Annotated in this window: 20 protein-coding genes; 17 read left to right on the top strand and 3 right to left on the bottom strand. The window is 40.0% G+C overall.

Annotated features, from left to right (window positions below; translation table 11 throughout):
- The first annotated feature begins 1 nt into the window (after position 1).
- From lipA to recJ, 3 genes are all read left to right on the top strand, one after another.
- The gene (gene lipA, locus B5X70_RS00240) at positions 2 to 916 is read left to right on the top strand and encodes a lipoyl synthase (RefSeq protein ID WP_262481292.1); all 915 of its coding nucleotides are present in this window, start codon (positions 2 to 4) and stop codon (positions 914 to 916) included.
- Between the two features lies 1 nt (position 917).
- Entirely contained in the window at positions 918 to 1625 is a 708-nt protein-coding gene (lipB, locus tag B5X70_RS00245) for a lipoyl(octanoyl) transferase LipB (protein WP_079556202.1), read from the top strand.
- A 74-nt stretch (positions 1626 to 1699) separates the two neighbouring features.
- Positions 1700 to 3421 (top strand): single-stranded-DNA-specific exonuclease RecJ, encoded by a 1722-nt coding sequence (gene recJ, locus B5X70_RS00250; RefSeq protein ID WP_079555851.1) that lies wholly within the window; start codon positions 1700 to 1702, stop codon positions 3419 to 3421.
- Positions 3422 to 3484: 63 nt separating this feature from the next.
- Here recJ and B5X70_RS00255 read toward each other — a convergent pair whose 3' ends face one another.
- Positions 3485 to 4423 carry a DMT family transporter gene (locus B5X70_RS00255; protein ID WP_079555852.1) on the bottom strand — a complete coding sequence of 313 codons (939 nt, stop codon included), beginning with the start codon at positions 4421 to 4423 and terminating at the stop codon, positions 3485 to 3487.
- A gap of 96 nt (positions 4424 to 4519) precedes the next feature.
- Here B5X70_RS00255 and B5X70_RS00260 point away from each other — a divergent pair, with 96 nt between their 5' ends.
- The 3 genes from B5X70_RS00260 (at position 4520) to B5X70_RS00270 (ending at position 7840) form a co-directional block, all read left to right on the top strand.
- Positions 4520 to 5353, top strand: a complete 834-nt coding sequence (locus B5X70_RS00260) for a hypothetical protein (protein WP_079555853.1) — start codon at positions 4520 to 4522, stop codon at positions 5351 to 5353.
- Between the two features lie 175 nt (positions 5354 to 5528).
- Positions 5529 to 7067, top strand: a complete 1539-nt coding sequence (locus tag B5X70_RS00265; protein ID WP_079555854.1) for a YifB family Mg chelatase-like AAA ATPase — start codon at positions 5529 to 5531, stop codon at positions 7065 to 7067.
- A gap of 98 nt (positions 7068 to 7165) precedes the next feature.
- Positions 7166 to 7840: an inorganic pyrophosphatase gene (locus B5X70_RS00270; protein ID WP_079556203.1), complete on the top strand. Its 675-nt coding sequence runs from the start codon at positions 7166 to 7168 to the stop codon at positions 7838 to 7840.
- A 69-nt stretch (positions 7841 to 7909) separates the two neighbouring features.
- Here the strand turns inward: B5X70_RS00270 and B5X70_RS00275 are convergent, their stop codons facing one another.
- Positions 7910 to 9616 (bottom strand): Na/Pi cotransporter family protein, encoded by a 1707-nt coding sequence (locus B5X70_RS00275; protein WP_079555855.1) that lies wholly within the window; start codon positions 9614 to 9616, stop codon positions 7910 to 7912.
- A 302-nt stretch (positions 9617 to 9918) separates the two neighbouring features.
- Here B5X70_RS00275 and B5X70_RS00280 point away from each other — a divergent pair, with 302 nt between their 5' ends.
- From B5X70_RS00280 to B5X70_RS00315, 8 genes are all read left to right on the top strand, one after another.
- Entirely contained in the window at positions 9919 to 10734 is an 816-nt protein-coding gene (locus B5X70_RS00280; RefSeq protein ID WP_079555856.1) for an SDR family NAD(P)-dependent oxidoreductase, read from the top strand.
- Positions 10734 to 11738: an NAD-dependent epimerase/dehydratase family protein gene (locus tag B5X70_RS00285; RefSeq protein WP_079555857.1), complete on the top strand. Its 1005-nt coding sequence runs from the start codon at positions 10734 to 10736 to the stop codon at positions 11736 to 11738. Before B5X70_RS00280 ends, B5X70_RS00285 begins: the two co-directional genes overlap by 1 nt.
- Before the next feature lie 73 nt (positions 11739 to 11811).
- Positions 11812 to 12414 carry a hypothetical protein gene (locus B5X70_RS00290; RefSeq protein ID WP_079555858.1) on the top strand — a complete coding sequence of 201 codons (603 nt, stop codon included), beginning with the start codon at positions 11812 to 11814 and terminating at the stop codon, positions 12412 to 12414.
- 252 nt (positions 12415 to 12666) lie between these two features.
- Complete coding sequence (locus B5X70_RS00295) at positions 12667 to 13464, top strand: ParA family protein (RefSeq protein WP_079555859.1); 798 nt, start codon at positions 12667 to 12669, stop codon at positions 13462 to 13464.
- Positions 13465 to 13484: 20 nt separating this feature from the next.
- The gene (locus B5X70_RS00300; RefSeq protein WP_079555860.1) at positions 13485 to 14369 is read left to right on the top strand and encodes a ParB/RepB/Spo0J family partition protein; all 885 of its coding nucleotides are present in this window, start codon (positions 13485 to 13487) and stop codon (positions 14367 to 14369) included.
- Positions 14370 to 14391: 22 nt separating this feature from the next.
- Positions 14392 to 15030 (top strand): DUF5683 domain-containing protein, encoded by a 639-nt coding sequence (locus B5X70_RS00305; protein ID WP_143254997.1) that lies wholly within the window; start codon positions 14392 to 14394, stop codon positions 15028 to 15030.
- Positions 15031 to 15126: 96 nt separating this feature from the next.
- A complete protein-coding gene (locus B5X70_RS00310; protein WP_079555862.1) occupies positions 15127 to 16665 on the top strand; it encodes a lytic transglycosylase domain-containing protein in 1539 nt (512 codons plus the stop codon).
- 92 nt (positions 16666 to 16757) lie between these two features.
- Complete coding sequence (locus B5X70_RS00315) at positions 16758 to 17462, top strand: zinc metallopeptidase (protein WP_079555863.1); 705 nt, start codon at positions 16758 to 16760, stop codon at positions 17460 to 17462.
- 68 nt (positions 17463 to 17530) lie between these two features.
- On the opposite strand, the gene B5X70_RS00320 is transcribed toward B5X70_RS00315, so the two are convergent.
- Complete coding sequence (locus B5X70_RS00320; protein ID WP_079555864.1) at positions 17531 to 18262, bottom strand: RDD family protein; 732 nt, start codon at positions 18260 to 18262, stop codon at positions 17531 to 17533.
- 86 nt (positions 18263 to 18348) lie between these two features.
- Between B5X70_RS00320 and B5X70_RS00325 the strand changes: the two genes are divergently transcribed.
- Genes B5X70_RS00325 through B5X70_RS00335 form a run of 3 tightly spaced genes read left to right on the top strand, consistent with a single transcriptional unit; the run spans position 18349 to position 21038 of the window.
- Positions 18349 to 19335 carry a stage II sporulation protein M gene (locus B5X70_RS00325; RefSeq protein WP_079555865.1) on the top strand — a complete coding sequence of 329 codons (987 nt, stop codon included), beginning with the start codon at positions 18349 to 18351 and terminating at the stop codon, positions 19333 to 19335.
- A complete protein-coding gene (locus B5X70_RS00330; protein WP_079555866.1) occupies positions 19310 to 20272 on the top strand; it encodes a hypothetical protein in 963 nt (320 codons plus the stop codon). The genes B5X70_RS00325 and B5X70_RS00330 overlap by 26 nt, the downstream gene beginning before the upstream one ends.
- A gap of 22 nt (positions 20273 to 20294) precedes the next feature.
- Complete coding sequence (locus B5X70_RS00335; RefSeq protein ID WP_079555867.1) at positions 20295 to 21038, top strand: DUF4129 domain-containing protein; 744 nt, start codon at positions 20295 to 20297, stop codon at positions 21036 to 21038.
- Positions 21039 to 21047: the final 9 nt, after the last annotated feature.

The following is a 21047-nucleotide window of genomic DNA, read 5'->3' on the forward strand; positions in this document are numbered from 1 at the left end:
AGTGTTAGTTTTTAATGGATTATCGAAAACAACAACATCAATAAAAATGGTTAAAATTCAACAACGCAGATCTAAACCCGATTGGCTTAAAATTCAACTTCCCAATACTTCTGAATACAGCTGGATGCATAAAACCATCCGTGATCATAAACTGCACACCATCTGTACCAGTGGAAAATGTCCCAATGCAGCAGAATGCTGGGGAGCCGGAACAGCCACATTCATGATATTGGGAGATACCTGTACGCGTGCTTGCAAATTTTGTAACGTAAAAACAGGAAAACCCGGACCGGTAGACTTTAAAGAGCCTTTCCGAATAGCTCGTTCCATACAGATTATGAAGATTAAACATGCTGTTATCACCTCTGTAGATCGTGATGATTTGCCCGATGGAGGAGCAGGTGTTTGGGTTGAGACCATCAAAAAAGTGAAAGAGGTGAATCCCGGCATAACCATGGAAGTGCTGATTCCAGATTTTCAGGGGATGACAAACCTGGTGGATCAGATCATAGATGCAGAACCTGAAGTGATAAGCCACAATGTGGAAACGGTTCGCCGGTTAACACCGCAAATCCGTTCCAGAGCCAAATATGACGTTAGCCTTGATGTGCTTAAGCACATTGCCGGCCGGGGTGTTGTTGCCAAATCCGGGATAATGTTAGGATTGGGAGAAACTCAGGAAGAAGTTCTTGAAACCATGGACGACCTTGTTAATCAGGGAGTAAAAGTTCTCACCATCGGACAATACCTACAGCCTTCAGCAGTGCATCTGGAGGTTCAGGAGTATATAACTCCTGAACAATTCAAAATTTATGAGATAGAAGGATTAAAAAAAGGGTTTAAATTTGTGGAAAGTGGTCCGTTGGTAAGATCATCCTACCACGCCGAAAAACATATTAATGCGTTAAATGATTAAAATGCAACATACTACCATTTTCCACAATCCCGGAAAAGTTGATTACAAACAGGAGTGGGATCATCAGGAGCAACTCTTCGATGAAGTCGTAAACACAAAACTTCATAACCGGGAGAATCCCGGATCGAAGGAACCTGTAAAGCACCATCTGATTTTTTGCGAACACCCCCATGTTTACACACTTGGGAAAAGCGGAATGCCATCAAATCTCTTAATTACCGATGACCTGCTTAAGAAGATCGATGCCGTATTTTATAAAATCAATCGTGGTGGTGACATCACTTACCATGGCCCCGGCCAATTGGTGGGATATCCCATATTTGACCTGGAAGAGATGGGACTTAGCATCAAGGAGTACATATTCAATCTGGAGGAGGCCATTATTCTGACATTAAAAGAGATTGGAATTTTGGGATCGAGATTAGAAGGTGCAACAGGTGTGTGGCTTGACACCGATAAGCCGGCACAAAGCCGGAAAATATGTGCCATTGGTGTAAGAGCAAGCCGGCATGTCTCCATGCACGGCTTCGCACTCAATATCAATACAAATCTTGATTACTTCAGGTATATCAATCCATGTGGATTTATCGATAAAGGGGTTACATCCATCGAAAATGAATTAAATCAACAGCAGGACTTTACAGAAATAAGCCGGATTGTTAAGGACAAACTTACCGATGTTTTTCAATTACATTTTGAAGTTTCGTGAGGATGGAGTGTTAAAAAACCTATCTTTGTATTATTGTTGAATAATCATGATCAACCCGGCACGAAAATCAGGTAATGGAAAAACGTTGGAGCATAAAGGATGAGGTGGATGAAGACTTAATTTTACAATTAAGTCAGGCCATTAATGTAGATGAAATTCTTGCAAAGTTGCTGATTCAAAGAAAGGTAACCAATTTTGATGACGCAAAAACCTATTTTCGCCCAGCCTTGGATCATTTACACGATCCTTTCATAATGAAAGACATGGACAAAGCCGTTAAACGGCTTTTGTCAGCTATACGCAACGGCGAAAAAATCATGATCTATGGTGATTATGATGTGGACGGCACCACTTCAGTTGCATTGGTTTACTCGTTTCTTCGCCATTATTATCAAAATCTGGAGTTTTACATCCCCGACAGGTACAAAGAAGGTTACGGCATTTCCATGGAAGGCATTGAATTTGCTCACGATGCCGGTTGTCATTTGATCATATCCCTGGATTGTGGAGTTAAAGCTGTTACAAAAATAGCCCAGGCAAAAAAAATGGGTATTGATTTTATTGTCTGCGACCACCATACGCCCGGAAGCGAACTGCCCGTTGCTGCTGCCTGTCTCGATCCCAAACGCGAAGACTGTGAATATCCGGAGAAGGAGCTTTCAGGATGCGGTGTCGGGTTCAAATTCATGCAGGCCTTTTGTCGAACCATGAACTATCCCGAGGAAGAGTTGTATAACTATCTCGATCTGGTGGCAGTAAGCATTGCCTCCGACATTGTCCCAATTACCGGCGAGAACCGCGTGTTAGCAGCGTTTGGTCTGGAAAAACTCAATAGGGATCCTCGTACCGGACTAAAAAGCATCATCCAGATAGCCAACATGGAGCACCGGGAGTTTCTCATCAGTGATATTGTTTTTAAAATTGGCCCCCGAATTAACGCCGCAGGCCGGATTGAATCAGGCAGGGATGCAGTAGAGTTACTCATAAGTGAAGATAAATCTCTGGCCGAAAAAATGAGTCAGGACATCAACGTCTGCAATGAAACACGAAAGGATCTGGACAGGTTAACCACTCAGGAAGCATTGGATTTAATTGATGCCAGTGAGGAGATGAAAGCGCAAAAAGCAACAGTCCTGTTTAAACCGGACTGGCACAAAGGGGTCATCGGAATTGTAGCGTCGAGACTAACAGACAGTTACTATCGTCCCACTGTAATTCTTACGCAGAGCCAGGGGATGGCCACCGGTTCAGCCAGATCAGTAGATGGTTTCGACCTTTACAAGGCGATTGAGTCGTGTAGCGACCTGTTGGTTAACTTTGGAGGACACATGTATGCTGCCGGTTTAACCATGCAAATAGAGAAAATTCCGGAATTTACACGCCGATTTAACAAATATGTTGAAGAGAACATCCTTCCGGAGCAGTTAATTCCCCAAATTGAGATCGATGCAGACATCATGCTCAGGGACATTACACCGAAATTTTTCAGAATACTAAAACAGTTCACACCATACGGACCGGGAAATATGAAGCCGGTTTTTATAACCAGAAGAGTGGTGGATTACGGAACCAGCAAACTGGTTGGAAAAGATCGCGATCACGTAAAGTTGGAGTTAATTGAGGAGGGATCCGCTACCATTATGCAGGGAATAGGGTTTGGTATGGGAAAGTATATTAAGCAGATAAAAAGTGGAGACTATTTTGACATTTGCTATACCATTGAAGAAAATGTGTTCAATGGAAACACTTCCATTCAACTGATGATCAAAGATATGAGATTTCCTTACAGTGTTTAAAACATTGATTTTCACTCTCCCCTGTCTGCAAAAACCAGCGCAATGTCAATCTTGATGTCTGATCTAATCATTCTTTATTCGTGTCCTTTTCCATTTCCACTGCACTTTTCTGGCACCTACCGCAAGAGCAACTCCACCGAGTACCATTAATGCACCAATGTATGCCATTGGTGCCATTGGAGGCGATTCAAACCAATGAACATTGATCAATAAAAGAATTTCTAAGATGATAAAGGTAATGATGGGATTTAGTGTCACTATCATACTTATGCGGTTGGCCTCCGTATATTTAAGTGCCATAGATAACCCGCCATATGCCAGAATGGTATTTAAGGCCAGAAAAAGAAACAACAAACAAACAATTGGGGAATTCAGCAAATAGAGCGATTGAAAATCAGCAAATGGAATAAAAATCAAGGCAGGAATTCCATAAATGATCAGATTGATTTGCATGGGGGCCATTCTTTTAACCATTATCTTATTAATGATAGCATAACCAGTCCATGCCAAAGCTCCGGCAAACGTCCATAAAGCTCCTATTCTGAGAGCCCCTCCTCCATCTGGCATTACCTGCATTTGCTGGTGATAAAAGAAATAGAAGCCGGTAGCGGCCAAAAGGAATCCTGTGATTCGAATAAAATTAATCTTCTCTTTAAAGATTATGAACCCAATCAGAGCCAGATTAACAGGGCCGGCCTGAATAATAACCTGTGAAACAGCTGGGCCTGCATGTTCAATTCCTTGCTGAAACCCAAAGAAATTAATGCCCAGCAACACACCTCCCAACAACAAAATCTTTGGAGGGTTTCTTAAAACGCGAAGAGAGCGTGGACTCCTGAAAAGATAAAAAAGTATTAAAATTAAAAAGCTTGCAGCAAATCGCCACCAAACAATGGTGTATGAATCTGTGTAATTCAGTGCTATTTTTAATGCTATGGCGAGTAATCCCCACATCAATGCCGATAAACAGGCCAACAATATTCCTTTAGTGGAATCCTTCATTAAAATTTATTTTTTAGCTGATGCAAAAATACAATAAGGCCGTACAAAATAAATTATAATCAGTTATATTTGTACAAACTAAAACAACCATCAATTATGAAACGACTCTTAAACCACACAACATTAGTCAGTCTCATTATTCTGTTCTCTTTCATAATAAGTGCTTGCCGCACAGGAAGAACTTCTTCAGGAGATGACGGCAATCAAACCGAAACATTAGATAAAGCCAGGGTAGAACAAGATGTACGCGAATTTGTTTATCCTCTGCCCACAAGCTTTGAAACGACAGAAATGCTTAACAGGATAGGTGCTTCATATATTCTGACCCTCAGCAACCCTGTGTCCAATGTTGAGCGATACCTGACAGAAAAATCAAAAGCCATCAACCTGGGGATATATAGTACAGATTTGAGTTATGCAAGTACATACAACCAGAGACAGGCTACCATTGATTATATGAATGTAAGCAAGCGCTTGATTGACGCATTGAATATCTCAGGCGCAGTAAGCCCGGACATCATTGATCAGATAGAAGCCAACCAGGACGACAAGGAGAAACTTGTTGAACTGATTACCAATACTTTTTATAACACCTACGAACACCTTAACAGAGCAGGACGCGGTTCTGTTTCCATGCTTGTTTTGGCTGGAAGTTGGGTAGAGGCTCTTTATATTGCCACCCATATTTCTGAGGATACTTATCAAAACAAAGAAATGGTGGCCATTGTCATGAATCAGAAATCATCTCTTAATAAACTTTTGTCCCTGATGGAAGTTGTAAAAGACAATCCTGCTATTGACGAAGTAATGCAGCAACTAAAGCCCATTCAGAGAGTTTACAACTCCATTGAAGATGGAGCCATAACAGAGCGTCAGTTGAGACAAATTACCGATAAAGTATATGTTGTTCGCAACCAAATGGTTGAGTAACTATCAGTAACAATTTTGAATATAACCAAAAGAGGTTGAACCCAATCAGGTTCAACCTCTTTTGGTTATATTTCTCTATAAAATTTCCTACTCATAAAGTATCAAACAAAATAATTTCATAAATTGTATGAAAATTAACCAATGACCCTGATCCGGTCTCTTAATCATTTTCCCAATGCTAGTAAAAACCCATGGCGCTGCAGTTACAGGCATTGACGCCATTCCCATCACAATTGAGGTTGACATATCCCGGGGAATCCGATTTTTCATGGTTGGATTGCCCGACAACGCTGTAAAGGAAAGTCAGCAAAGAATTGAATCGGTATTCCGAATTTATAACTATGAATGGCCCGGAAAGCGGATTGTTATAAATATGGCTCCGGCCGATACAAGAAAGGAAGGATCGGCATACGATCTGCCTTTGGCTATAGGCATTCTGGCAGGTGACCAACAAATATCCGACAGCATAATTGGTGACTATATGATGATGGGGGAACTGTCGTTAGATGGCAGTTTAAATCCAATAAAAGGAGCACTTCCCATTGCCGTTCGTGCACAAAAGGAGGGTTTTAAAGGCCTCATCATACCAAAAGCCAATGCCAGAGAGGCTGCAGTTGTTGAAGAACTAGATGTGTATGGAGCTGAAAACATGCAACAGGTCATTGACTTTTTAAATGGTAAACCAATGCTGGAAAAGACGGTTGTGGATACCCATCAGGAGTTTATGGAAGGATTACATGGCTGCGAAATTGATTTTTCAGATGTAAAAGGTCAGGAAAGTGTGAAACGATCGCTGGAGATTGCTGCTGCTGGTTCGCACAATCTCATAATGATTGGCCCGCCCGGTGCTGGAAAATCAATGCTGGCCAAGCGATTGGCGTCCATTTTGCCGCCCATGCAACTTTCCGAAGCGCTTGAAACCACCAAAATTCATTCAGTGGCAGGAAAACTTGGAGGAAACACGGCTCTGCTTACGCAGCGGCCGTTCAGAAGCCCTCATCACACTATTTCTGATGTAGCCTTGGTCGGCGGTGGGACTTATCCTCAGCCCGGAGAGATTTCTTTGGCTCACAATGGAATTCTTTTTTTAGATGAACTTCCGGAATTTAAACGTACCGTGTTGGAGGTATTACGTCAACCACTAGAAGATAGGTTAATCAGCATATCCAGAGCGAAATTTGCTCTGGAGTATCCGGCAAGTTTCACTCTTGTGGCCAGTATGAACCCGTGCCCGTGTGGATTTTACAATCATCCTGAAAAAAGATGCGTTTGTTCACCCGGTGTGGTTCAAAAGTATCTCAGCAGAATTTCAGGCCCTTTACTTGATCGGATTGACATACACATAGAAGTTGTTCCGGTGCCATTTAACAAGTTGGCCGAAGCGCCAACTTCAGAAAAAAGTCATGAAGTCAGGGAGAGGGTAATCAAGGCCAGGGAAATTCAGACGTTACGTTACAAGAAACATCCAAAAATACATTGTAATGCACAAATGACCAGTAAACTTTTGGCACAATATGCTGTTTTAGATGAATCAGGGAGTATGATATTAAAAAATGCCATGGAAAAACTGGATCTGTCGGCGCGTGCATACGACAGAATTCTTAAAGTTTCAAGAACCATTGCTGATTTAGAAGCTTCAGAAAGCATCAAATCTCATCATGTTGCCGAGGCCGTTCAATACCGCAGTCTAGACAGAGAAGGATGGGCCGGTTAAGCATTTGTAACAATTTGTTAGAGATTTATTAATCAAAAAGCATTTTATTTGCTGATACAATGACTAAAAAACGAAAAAATCAAACAACAGAACTCGATATGTCGACAAATATTTTAATGGAACCAATTGGACGATTAATGGGACTTAGATATAAATCACACCCCTGGCATGGAATAGATATCGGAGAAAAAACTCCCGATGAAGTCATCTGCTTCATTGAAGTGGTACCCACAGATACCATTAAGTACGAAATAGATAAGGCAAGTGGATACTTGCGTATCGACAGACCCCAAAAATATTCAAACGTGGTTCCATCTCTGTATGGATTTATTCCGCAGACATACTGTGGAAGATTGGTAGGTGATTTCAGTGCAGAAAAATCAGGCCGGAAAAATGTAAAGGGAGATGGTGATCCACTTGACATTTGCGTGCTGACTGAAAAAGATGTGATGCACGGCGATATTCTCGCCGAAGCCATCCCAATAGGGGGGTTCAGAATGATTGATAACGATGCCGCCGATGACAAGATCATTTCGGTTTTAAAAGGCGATGTAGTATACGGCGACATAAGAGATGTCTCTGACTTACCGGATTTGGTAGTTGAAAGACTAAAACACTATTTCCTTACCTACAAAGATATGCCCGGTATGAATCGTGAATCTGAAATAACGCATACGTACAATGCTGAAGAAGCAAAAGAGGTTATTAAGTTATCAATGAAAGATTATGAGGGACGATTTGAGAAGCTTAGAAATGCACTCTCATCTTACTAGAGCATTAAAATAATAAAGGGAGTCTCATGAGCTCCCTTTATTTGTTCTATCATGTTGGTTTTTGAATTCCTATTTCATTGCTCTTCTAGAAGCTGATTCAGTTAACGCTTCAGAAACATTAATCGCATAGTCTCCAAGTTTTTCACATTCAGAGAAAATATCATTGAATAATATCCCAGCCTCATAAGAGTAAACTTCCTTTGAAAGGTTATCAAGGTGCTCAGCTTTAAGTTGATTGCGGTAATTATTGATTTGCTCTTCAACTTGCATAGCTTTACCCAAATTTATATTGCTCTCATCCTTATCAAGATTCTCCCGCATGATTTCCAGTGACTCCTCAACCAGATTAAACATCAGTTCAAGTTTTTGCATCGCCTCCTCGTTAAAGGTAATCTTCTTTTCCCTCATGCGGTTCACCGATCGTGCAAGGTTGAAATTACAATCGCCAATACTTTCAAGGTCACCAACCAATTTAAGCATTGAACGCATCCGCTGCTGACCGTTAACACTCATTTTATATTGTGATATCTGGCTCAGGTAGTTGGTTATTTCCACCTCTACGTTATCACAAATCCCTTCGTATTTTTGAACTTTGGTTAACAGCTTGTTATATTTCTTATCGGTGGGCTCTTTCAACATCTTTCTGAAAAAACCAAACATCTTTGTAGAATGCTTTGCAAAAAACTGCACCTCTTTTTTCGCCTGAAGCAATGATAGTTCAGGAGTTGACAACATGCCCGTGGTAATGTATTTAAGCCTGAACTCTTCTTCTGAATCCTTAACTTTTTGAGGAACAAGCTTAACTACAATTTTTTGCAACAGCGGAGTGAACCAGATAAATATGGAAACATTTAATACATTAAAGACAGTATGAAACAGTGCAAGCGCCGTTGGTATAGCAGCAGCACTATCCATTCCCATTCCTCCCGGACTAGTAACAAATCTCAAAATGGCATCAGCAAATGAGTTAAACACCATCAACATCCACAAAATACCCAGCACATTAATGATAAAATGAATCCTTGCTGCACGTTTTGCACTGATGTTTCCTACGCTTGCCGCAATATTGGCGGTAATGGTTGTCCCAATGTTCTCTCCCAGCACCATGGCAGCAGCAAACTGGAATTCAATCCACCCCTGACTGATCATAACAAAAGTTAGAGCCATAGTCGCCGATGAAGATTGAATGACCACCGTTAGGAGAGTTCCAATCATCAGGAAAATCAAAATAGAGCCAAATCCCAGATCTGAGAATCCTTCCACAAATGCCATGATCTCGGGATTTTCTCTGATATTAGGCACGCTGTCTTTCATAAAGTCGAGACCTAAAAACAGCAATGCAAAACCTACGAGAAACTCACCCCAGCTTCGACGAACCATTGCCTTCGAAAAAATCAGAGGTATCCCAATGGCAATCATTGGCAATGAATAGTCACTAATTTGAAATTTAAATCCAAAAACGGAAATCATCCAGCCGGTAAAAGTAGTTCCAATGTTGGCACCCATAATTACGCCAATGGATTCCTTTAAGGTAATCAGTCCTGCATTAACAAATCCTACAAGCATTACCGTTGTGGCTGTTGAAGATTGAACCACTATAGTAACAAAAATTCCTGTCAGTAGCCCAAAGAAACGATTGGAGGTCATAGCTGACAGGATGCTTCTCATTTTTGAACCGGCCACTCTCTGAAGTGATTCACTCATCATCTTCATTCCGTAGAGGAACATCCCCAGAGAGCCTACCAGCGTTAGAAAATCGAACAATGTATAATTCATTCTAATATTATTTACAGCACTAATTTAAAACGGCTTAACGTTATACGATCTGTTTTTCGGCCACAAAAATACGCTTTTTTTTAAACCATGTAAGTAATTGGCAATTTTTTCTTAACAACAATTACACATGTATAATATTTATACAGGCAACACCTTCTTTTTTATTGTAAACTTTGTAAAACCATTTTCAATTTCGCAATTTTACACTCATGGGTTGTATAGGTGGTATTCGGTAATAGAATTTTGTAAATGTTTACCATGAAAATAACATCCAATTACAATCAAACTCAAAATGTGACACAATGACCAGACAATATAGAGATACTTATGCTCTGATTACCGGTGCCAGTCAAGGGTTAGGAAAATATTTGGCCATCGAGCTGTCTGAGCGGAAATATAATACAATTTTAGTTGCTTTACCTAAAGAAAATATTCATGAGGTGGCAGATTTGTGCCGCAAAAACGGCACAAAATCGGTGATTTACGAAATCGATTTAACCAATAAACAGAACATTCTTCAATTAACCCATTGGGTAAATGATAATTATGATCTTTCCATACTTGTAAACAATGCCGGACTAGGTGGTACCAGATCATTTGTAGATTCAGATGTAGATTATATTGACAACATTATCCAACTTAATATTAGAGCGCTGACGCTGATTACCCATCAGTTGTTGCCCAATCTTCTGAAACAGGAAAACGGGTACATATTAAATGTCTCAAGTATGGCATCCTTTAGCCCCATTGGTTATAAAACAGTTTACCCCGCATCTAAAAAGTTTGTTCAGTCGTTCACTCTCGGGCTGAACCAGGAATTAAAAAACAGCAATGTTTTTGCAAGTGTGGTTCACCCGGGTCCCATGAAAACAAACCAAAGCGTAACGCAAAGAATCGAAAACCAGGGGTGGATAGGCCGCTTAGGGCTGATGTCGCCGGAAATGGTGGCAAAAAAAGCCATTTGCAATTTATTGAAAAAAAAGCCCTTGATATTACTTGGTTGGTCAAATAGAATTAACTGGTTACTTTTGGTATTAACTCCGCGAAATATAAAGCTACCGTTGCTGACCAGGGCGGTAAAACGGGAAATTGTTGCAGCTAAAAAAACGGTTAAGTGATGCAAAATATTCTGGTAACAGGAGCCAATGGGTTATTGGCAACAAACATCATTAAGCTTTTAATTGAAAAAGGTTATTCTGTAATCGGGCTGCTTCGAAGAGCGGAAAGCTATATTGGAATGACTGATAAAAAACTCACCCTCGTAGAGGGTGACTTCACAAATAGCTCTACGCTGGATAGAATTCTTCCCCAATGTGATGCCGTTATTCATGCTGCAGCATTAACTTCTCAGGGAATCTCATCGTACCAACCATATTATGAGATAAATGTAAAAGCCACCGAAAGCCTTGTAAAATCATCAATCAAACACCAGGTTAAGAAATTTATTTACGTAAGTACCGCCAATGTTTTTGGTTATGGAACCAAAACAAGCCCGGGAAACGAAACCAGACCGCAAAAACATCCATTCACTTTATCCAATTATGCTAAAAGTAAGGCCGAATCTGAAAAACGAATGGCGATATATTCAGGCAAAATTGACATAATAACCGTTAACCCAACATTTTTGCTGGGTGCTTATGACGGAAAGCCATCCAGCGGAAGAATTATTTTAATGGCGCTGAGAAAAAAAATAATTTTTTACCCCCCCGGGGGTAAAAACTTTATTCATGTGGAAGATGCCGCTGAAGGAGTTATTAAAGCGATGAAAATCGGGAAACCAAATGAAAATTATCTTCTTGCGGGTGAGAACCTGAGCTATTATGAGTTTTTGAAAAAACTCATAAACATCACTGGCCAAAAATCTATTCTGGTTAGAATTCCTTCGTTAGTCCTTAAAATCGCAGGTTTTTTTGGGTCGCTTCTTCAAAAATCTGGAATTGCAGCAGATTTAAATCTGGTTAATGCCAAAATTTTAACCATTGAAAATTATTACAGCAATGATAAAGCTGAAAAAAATCTGGGATTAAAAGTGCGCCCAATTGAAATGGCCATCAACGATTCCATCAACTGGTTTTCAAATCAAGAAAAAAACCGGAAAAACAATAAAAAAAACATGCAATAAACAACCAAGCCTAGCGTTTGCAGTATATTCCAATTATCTTTACAGTATCGAATCTGACAAAACAACAAAGAATATGAAAAGTATTTGGCGTATTATTCTTCCGTTTGTGGCTTTTATCTTAAACATAGGCATTGTTGTCGCAAACCCTAACAGACCATATATAACCGATTCATCCATCCAGGAACAGTTGGATTTTATAATCAATCAGTCGTCTCGATGGGAGCAATACAGAATGGTGCCCGAAAGATGGCTAAACCAGCTTAACACCAACACTGTCGATACACTAAGTTATAAAAACAACCACATCAGGACACTGAATTCGACCATATTCAGTCAAAAATCAGAAATAGAACAGTTAAGTAAAGAATTGAACGATACCCGGGAAAAATTGTCACAGGCTGAAAGAGCCCGTGATGCATTCAGCCTGGTTGGAATATCCATGCACAAGAGATTCTTTCTGAGTCTGGTTATATTTACGATGACAGGAATATTACTATTAGCCGTGTTCATATTCCTTTTATACAAAAAAAATCTTGAGACGATCAGTAAAACCAAGCACGAGCTGAATAATTTGAAGGACGATTTCGAAGAATATCGTCAGAAGGCCCGAAAGAAGCAGGAAGATCTTGTTGTGCAACATCATCGGGAAATACAAAAACTTAAGGGAATGGGCTAAAATAAATCAATCGACCCCGATAAATAGTGTATTATAAATCAAAAGAGGCTTCTAACTAAGAGAAAAACTCACACTTGTTGCATATAGGAAATGTTTGACACACGCAAGATACACTTAACTCCCAACAAGTCAACACCAAGCATAATTTTATATCCGTATTTTCTATTTATTTACCAATAAAAGATTAACTTTGGCTTTCGTCAAAAAATAACTTTTTATTACTTTGACGTACCAAATTTAAACATCTGTTTTATGGCAAAAATTATAGCTCTCGCGAATCAAAAGGGAGGTGTTGGTAAAACCACAACAGCAATTAACCTTGCTGCCAGTCTGGCAGTTCTGGAATACAGCGTGTTAGTTGTTGATGCAGATCCACAGGCCAATGCAACTTCTGGTTTAGGCTTTGATCTTAACAACATTGAGAACAGCATATACGAATGTATTGTTGACAAGGTTGATACTCAAAAAGCCATCCTGAAAGCAGAAATAGACCATTTATACCTGCTCCCTTCCCATATTGATCTGGTTGGAGCCGAGATCGAAATGCTAAACATGCCCAAAAGAGAGTATGTATTAAAGGAAGTGCTGGAAAAGGTTCGCAATGATTATGATTTCATCCTGGTCGACTGCTCTCCGTCGTTGGGATTAATAACTGTAAACGCCTTAACAGCATCCGATTCGGTAATCATTCCTGTTCAGTGCGAATATTTTGCTCTTGAAGGACTTGGAAAACTTCTGAACACCATTAAAATCATACAAAACAGATTAAACCCTGAACTCGAAATTGAAGGCTTCCTTTTAACCATGTATGATTCTCGCCTACGACTATCAAATCAGGTGGTTGAAGAGGTTCAAACTCACTTTCAGGAAATGGTTTTTGAAACCCTTATTACCCGCAACATTAAACTGAGTGAAGCACCCAGCTACGGAAAAGCAGTTGTTATGTACGACGCCGCATCAAAAGGTGCTACCAACTATTTAAATCTGGCGCGTGAATTGTTACAAAAAAACAATATGACACGCATGGACAATAAAGATAAAATCATTTAAATATCACTTTATCATAAAAGATGGCAAAAAAAAGTGCTTTAGGACGAGGATTAGGAGCTTTAATTGACAACACCGAAGATGTACGCAAAAGCCGTCCGGCTGCTTCAATTATGGAAATTGAAATTTCAAAAATTGAAGCCAACCCATGGCAGCCGCGTTCACATTTTGACGAGGAACGACTGAATGAACTGGCCTTATCCATCAAAGGTGTTGGCATTGTTCAGCCGCTTACGTTAAGAAAAATAAGCGATGACAGCTATCAGATCATCGCCGGTGAACGTCGTTTCAGAGCAGCCAAACTGGCCGGATTAAACAGAGTGCCTGCCTATGTTCGCGACGCAGAAGACGATACCATGCTGGAATTGGCGCTGGTTGAAAACATCCAACGTGAAGATCTGGATCCGATTGAAGTTGCCATTAGTTATCAGCGTCTTATGGAGGAGTGTAAACTCACACAGGAAAGCCTTTCAGATAAAGTGGGTAAGAAAAGATCCACCATTGCCAACTATTTACGTTTACTAAAACTTCCGGCTGAAATTCAATTGGGATTGCGTGAGCGACAGATTTCAATGGGTCATGCAAGAGCCATCATCAACGTTGAGAATCCAAAAATCCAGATTCGTATTTTCAACGAAACCATTGATAACGATTACTCGGTTCGTAAAGTTGAAGAAATGGTTCGTAAAGCTGCTTCAGGAGAAATTGAGGAAAAGCCGGTTGAAAAACCTGCCACAGTGCAAACTAACCCTGAATATGACGAATTGAAACAACAGCTGTCGAATTTCTTTAAAACAAACATTCAGTTTTCCAGAAACGACAAAGGCAACGGAAAAATCATCATCCCTTTCCGGTCTGATGAGGAACTGGAAAAGATCATTTCCATTCTGGATAAAAAGAAGGAGTGAAAAAAGTAATTTTATTCGCCAGGTGAGTATATTTAAACAAAGAATCGGGTTTCCGGTCATCATTCTTTTAATGATGCCGGTATTAATTGAAGGACAGGCGGCTGATACAACAGACTTCGTTTCAAACGAAGTCTATCTTTATGACTTCTATCCCGAAGAGTATCATCATTCACCTCATAAAGCAACACTCTATTCCGCGGTTCTACCCGGATTGGGCCAAATCTACAATGATAAATACTGGAAAGTTCCCCTGTTATATGCAGGAATTGGAGGCGTTGTGTATGGAATCTCATTTAACACGACTTATTACAACAGGTACCGATCGGCATATCGTGATTTTCTGATCCGGGATCCGGGAAACACCAGCTATGAAAGATTTATTCCTCCAACACTTACAATTGACGATGTACACGGTCGTTATGCTGAATGGTTTCAAAGAGCTTTACAAAATAAACGCCGCAGATATAAAAGAGACCGAGATTTGAGTTATATTGGTCTTGCTGCCATCTATTTGGCTAACATCATAGATGCGGCAGTTGACGCACATTTTTACGATTTTGATATCAGTGATGACCTGTCATTTAGTCTTGAACCGGTACTGCTTCAACCATACCCTGAGTCAAATGCCATTCCCGCGTTACAACTTCAAATCAGGTTTTAACCAAATAAAACATTGTACGATATAACAATATATGGCACAATATCGTTTTCTGTAGTAAATTGCAATAATTTTTATGAACCACAAACAAGGAGTTTTATGAAGACATATATTTTAATTATGCTCTTTACTTTAGGAATGACAGCTGGCGTTTATGCAAGCACCTCTTCCAGCAACGTAAAGACAACCGACGCAGAGAGAGAAGCTTTTGTTACATCGCTTGACAGCATGGTTAATCTTTGGCACGTACGATCTGCATCATCCCTTGATATGGTGCTTGATACCATCATTAAATCAAGGGAAATGCTGGTTGATGAAATTCCCGACTCGGTTTATATTCAACGACTGGCGGATATTAACTCTCCCATTTATTATCCCTTTAACAGCCAGGTAAAGGCCTACATTCAACTGTATACACAAAGAAGAAGAACCCAGATGGAAAACATGCTGGGACTATCGGAACACTATTTCCCAATCTTTGAAGCAGCACTTGATGCCCGTAACCTTCCTCTTGAATTAAAGTATCTTCCTGTGGTTGAGTCGGCATTAAATCCAAGAGCTTTGTCACGTGCCGGAGCTTCAGGGATTTGGCAGTTTATGTATCACACTGGCAAACATTATGGACTGAATGTAAATTCATATATAGATGAACGTCGTGATCCGGTTAAAGCTTCCGAAGCTGCAGCAGATTTCCTGTCAGATTTATACGACATATACGGAGATTGGCATCTTGTACTGGCAGCATATAATTGCGGACCGGGAAATGTAAACCGGGCCATACGTCGCTCAGGCGGTCAGCGCGATTTCTGGGCCATCTATTATCGTCTGCCCCGTGAAACCAGGGGTTATGTTCCGGCTTTTATAGCTGCAACCTATGCATTCAAATACGCTGAAGAGCATAATTTACATGCCCGTCCCGTTCATTTTCCCGTTGCAACAGATACGGTCATGATCAGTCAGCCATTGCATTTTGAGCAAATTTCAGAGATGACAAATATTCCAATAGAGTTCATTAGGGAGCTAAACCCGCAATATCGCAGGGATGTTATCCCGGCTCAAAACGCTTTGTATCCGTTGCGACTCGCTTTTGACCAAACCACCATGTTTGCATCTATTGAAGACACCATTTACGCACATCGAAGAGAAGATTTTTTCCCCAACAACCAGCTTGTGATAGCGCCATCAAGCGCAACCCACTCAGTTGTTGCTCCGGCAGGAACAGTGCCCATTGAATATACTGTAAAATCAGGTGATGTCGTTGGTCTTATAGCTGAATGGTTTAACGTAAGAGCGTCAGATTTAAGGTATTGGAATAATATTAACCGTAACATAATCAGGGTTGGTCAGAGACTGACCATTTATGTACCTGCAAGTAGAGCAGATCATTTTCGTGCAATCGCTGCACGACACATGGGACAACCAGTTCAGGCAGCAGCAGCCACGCCGGCTACTGCAACAGCATCGGCCGGAGACGATGCCAACTATGTATGGTACACTGTGCGATCGGGAGATAACCTTTGGACCATTGCAAGACAATACCCGGGTGTTTCCAATGAAGATATCATGAGGCTTAATAACATTACCGATGCCGGACGAATCAGACCTGGTCAGAGACTAAGAATCAAACCAGCCATATAATTTGCCGTTTCAGTATGACAGTTTTTCCGACATAGTATTGTGGCAAACTTTTTGCAATCCAATGTTGGACAATTTTAAAAAAAGGAGGAGATATGTTTTCATCACCATTGCTGATAATTTTCATTGTATTTATGCTGGCAAGCTGGATTGTCAGTTCAACCCTGAAAAGTAAATTTAAGAAGTACTCTCAGACGCCCATTTCAGGTGGGATGTCAGGAAAAGAGATCGCTGAAAAAATGCTTTACGACAATGGCATTTCAAATGTAAAAGTTTTGTCGGTAGGGGGGCAATTATCTGATCATTACAACCCAGCTAACAGAACAGTAAACTTAAGTCAGGAAGTTTATCATGGTCGTAACGTTGCCGCAGCAGCCGTTGCCGCTCACGAATGTGGACACGCAGTGCAACATGCCAGAGCTTATGCTCCGTTGCAGCTGAGATCCGCTTTGGTTCCATTACAAAATGTAAGTGCCAGATTGCTTAATATTATTTTTATTTCAATGTTTGTTGGTGCTTTTTTACTGCCAACAGTCATCTCATTTGATTTAGCACTGATCATCATCATTGCTTGTTACTCGGTGTTTACAGCTTTTGCATTTATAACTTTGCCAGTAGAGATCAATGCCAGCCATCGGGCACTGAAATGGCTTACCACGAGCGGAATAACTTCCGGAAGAAGTCATGTAGAAGCCAAAGACGCACTTAGTTGGGCTGCTTACACTTACGTGGTTGCTGCATTATCCGCTTTGGCTACACTAGCCTATTATATTATGATTTTTATGTCGAGAAGAAATTGATTCTAAAAAAGGTTCAGAGAAAATAGAACAAAACTGGCTTGAGTAAAAAACTCAAGCCAGTTTTTCTTTTATACATTAGCTGGCTCCCTCATGTGGATTGAGTTATAATCCTTTACTATTGCATATAAAAACTGGACATCAGTCATATCGCTGGTAACAGCCATCTTTTTGGAGATGGCTTCTCTGGTTTTTAGTAATATCACATGGTTACTCTTGTTGTCCGGTGATTTCCGATACACTTCAAGCACTTCCTTTACTACAAGTATATCTTTGTCCGAAAGTAATTCAGCCTGATGGAAGTGTGGTGTATAGCTCTTTTCAATATTCATAAAAGGAGAGGAGGTCATTGATTTCTTTTTATGAATTCTTAGAACTGTGGTAGATGCTGCAATATCTCCTATTCTTTGTCCTTTGCCGTTTATGATAATTATAAGAACGGCAATTGCTCCTGCCATAAGGGACACATCGATGATTCGGAATATCCATCTTATAAAACATGCACCAAAAGTCAGGTGTGAACCATCAGTTTTAACAACTTTAATACGCATGATCATTTTTCCCGGACTTTGTCCGTTAAAAACCATTTCAAAAAGCAGGTGATAAAAAATTACAGGAATAAAGAATAGAAGAAACCATCCTCCAAGGTCCGAAAGGTTAGAGGAAAAGATTAACAGTAAAAAAAGAAAATAGGATCCAATAAATAGGGCATCAAGAAGATATGCCAGAATTCTGTCTCCTAAACTTGCAATTTGATATTGCAAGTCAACATTTTGCGAGGTATTAAGATTGAATGTCTCCATCCGTTATGGACATTTAAGATAATATGCTAAATTTGTTTCAAATTTAGATAAAAACATTTGAATCAGAAAAATATAATTCTACCCGGATGAAGGAAATATCATTCATCAGCCTTAACAAAGCACGCTGGAGCAACTTCGAGAAACAACTGGATAGTCCGGGGAGCATCAGCCCCGATGATCTGGCCGACCAATATATTCTGCTTACCAATGATCTTTCCTATGCACGCACATTTTATCCCGAATCTGGAATCGTTGACTATCTGAATGGACTAAGCGCAAAATCACATTCACTGATCTACCGTAACAAAAAGGAGAAAAGTTCAAGACTCCTGAGTTTCTGGGTAAAGGAACTTCCTGTTGCCCTGTATGAAGCCAGAAAAGATTTTTTATGGTCATTGATTATTTTCTCTATTTCGATCATGATTGGAGTTGCAGGTGCCATTGCTGATTCCGATCTGATAAGACTTATTCTGGGTGATGCATATGTGAACATGACACTTGACAACATTGCCAAAGGTGATCCTTTGGGAGTATATGGAAAAATGACTCCATTTTTAATGTTTTTGTCTATCACCTTCAACAATGTCTATGTTTCATTTGTGGCATTCCTTTTCGGCGTTTTAACCCCATTGGGAACGGCTTATGTTTTATTCCGAAACGGGGTAATGGTAGGATCATTCATCACTTTCTTCTTTCAACAATCGCTTGGTACTGTTGCCTCCATAACCATCATGATTCATGGAACACTGGAGCTATCGGCAATAGTTCTGGCAGGAGGTGCAGGCATCCTTCTGGGTAAAAGTATATTATTCCCGGGAACTTATACCCGAAAAGACAGCTTCTTAAAGGGAGTTCGCAGGGGCACAAAAATCATGCTTGGACTGGTTCCTTTCTTTGTTATTGCTGCCTGGATCGAAAGTTATATTACGCGTCATTATAATACCATGTCAACGCTGTCGGCTATTTTGATAATTGCACTATCTTTAGGATTAATTTTGTGGTACTTTGTAATAGTTCCATATTACGTATATAGAAAAACTAACTCAAATGAAAAACACCGAAATCCAAATTAACAGAAAAAGAGACTTCTCAGAAGTCATAAATGCCACATTCACGTTTTTAAAACAAGAGTTTAAACCTCTTGGCAAAGTAATAATATGGTATGCAGGCATTCCAATTATTATCACCTCTATCATTGGAGCCTACTATTCAGGCAATGAGTTATCTCGTTTTTTTCAAGCACTGGAAGGTGGTATTGTCGACTCAAACGCCTTGGTAAATCCATGGTTGCTTACTCTTCTGGTATTAGTATCTTTTGCGACATCAATTTTTCTGACAGGCCTGTCAGCTTCTTATATAAAACACTATGTATACAAGGGAAAAGACCAGTTTTCTTCTGCAGATGTGTGGAATGGGTTTGTTCCCTTTATCGGACCACTTATCGGGCTTTATTTCATATCTTTTATAATCATAATGGTAACAGCTGCCATCGGCGGAATTTTTGTTTTCGGATTAAGTTCATTAACATCGTCGACAATTATTACAGCCATTATTATCTTCATGGGAATCATAGCTTTGGTTGTAATTCCGGTTGTTTTTGTGTTTGTGCCTCTCTCGATGACTTATATGCCCCTCGTTGATGAAAACATAGGGGCATTTTCGGCAATAAAAAGATCATTCAGCCTGGTTTTTGGAAATTGGTGGGTCACATTCGGAATCATAGTGATAGCATCCGTTATCGTTTCATTGCTTGGAACCATATTCAGTATACCTGCCTTTGTTGTTGGTGTTGTTCAAGGCTATTCATCTGTGACAGGAGAAGGAGCTATAGATTCTACCTCATTGGCAGTAATCTTCACAACCTCCATTGGAACTTTAGCACAATACATCATATACCCGATTGTTTTTGTTGCCATTGCTATTCAGTATTATAGCTTAAAGGAACAAAAGGAAAATCCGGGACTTCTTCAGAAAATTGAAGAGATCACGGATGATTCAAACATGAGCTAAACTCTTCTAAATATCATTCGCGGTGGCATCAAAAAGAAATCCGAGTATTTTATATCTGATAACTGGCATCATGTTTATGCTGATCTGGGGGGGGACAATCCCCCCCCAGCCGGATTCTAATGCTCAATCAGTAACACCATGGGATGATAACAGCAAAATAGAATACCGTGAACCGCCAATTGAACAAATTCGTCAGTATCAAAACAACCCGGCATATAATTACGATCGTGAAAATGAGAGGCCAGGATTGCTACAGCGCATATTGGCCTGGATTTGGCAGGAAATCCTCAGTGGCATGCAAGGTCAGGGGGGAACAATTAAATACTTGTTGCTGGGATTGGTAATTGTGGTTTCTCTGTTTTTTGTGCTTAAGCTGCTCAACATTCCGTTTGGAGGATTCTTCAATTACATGCGAAAAGGGGATTTGTCGGAAATTCATCTAATGAAAACCGATGAAACCCATAATGAAAAAGAGTTAGAACACCTATTTAAGTTATACAAGAACAATAAAGCTTACCGGGAAGCAGTCAGGATTCTTTATTTGCTCTACCTAAAAAGCCTGGAGAAAAGAAGTTGTATCACCATCCGAACATGGAAGACAAATAAGGATTACTTATACGAAATAAAGGATCAAAGCATACAGCAAACCTTCCGTAAAATTATCAAACTTTATGAATACGTTTGGTTTGGACAGTTTGATCCGGATTCAGAGCGTTTTACTAAAATTGAGAAAACCATAAAAGAAGGAATGGCATCTGTTGCCTGATAATTTAAC

The sequence above is a fragment of the Alkalitalea saponilacus genome, from assembly GCF_900168165.1.
GTDB classification, from domain to species: Bacteria; Bacteroidota; Bacteroidia; order Bacteroidales; family Marinilabiliaceae; genus Natronoflexus; species Natronoflexus saponilacus.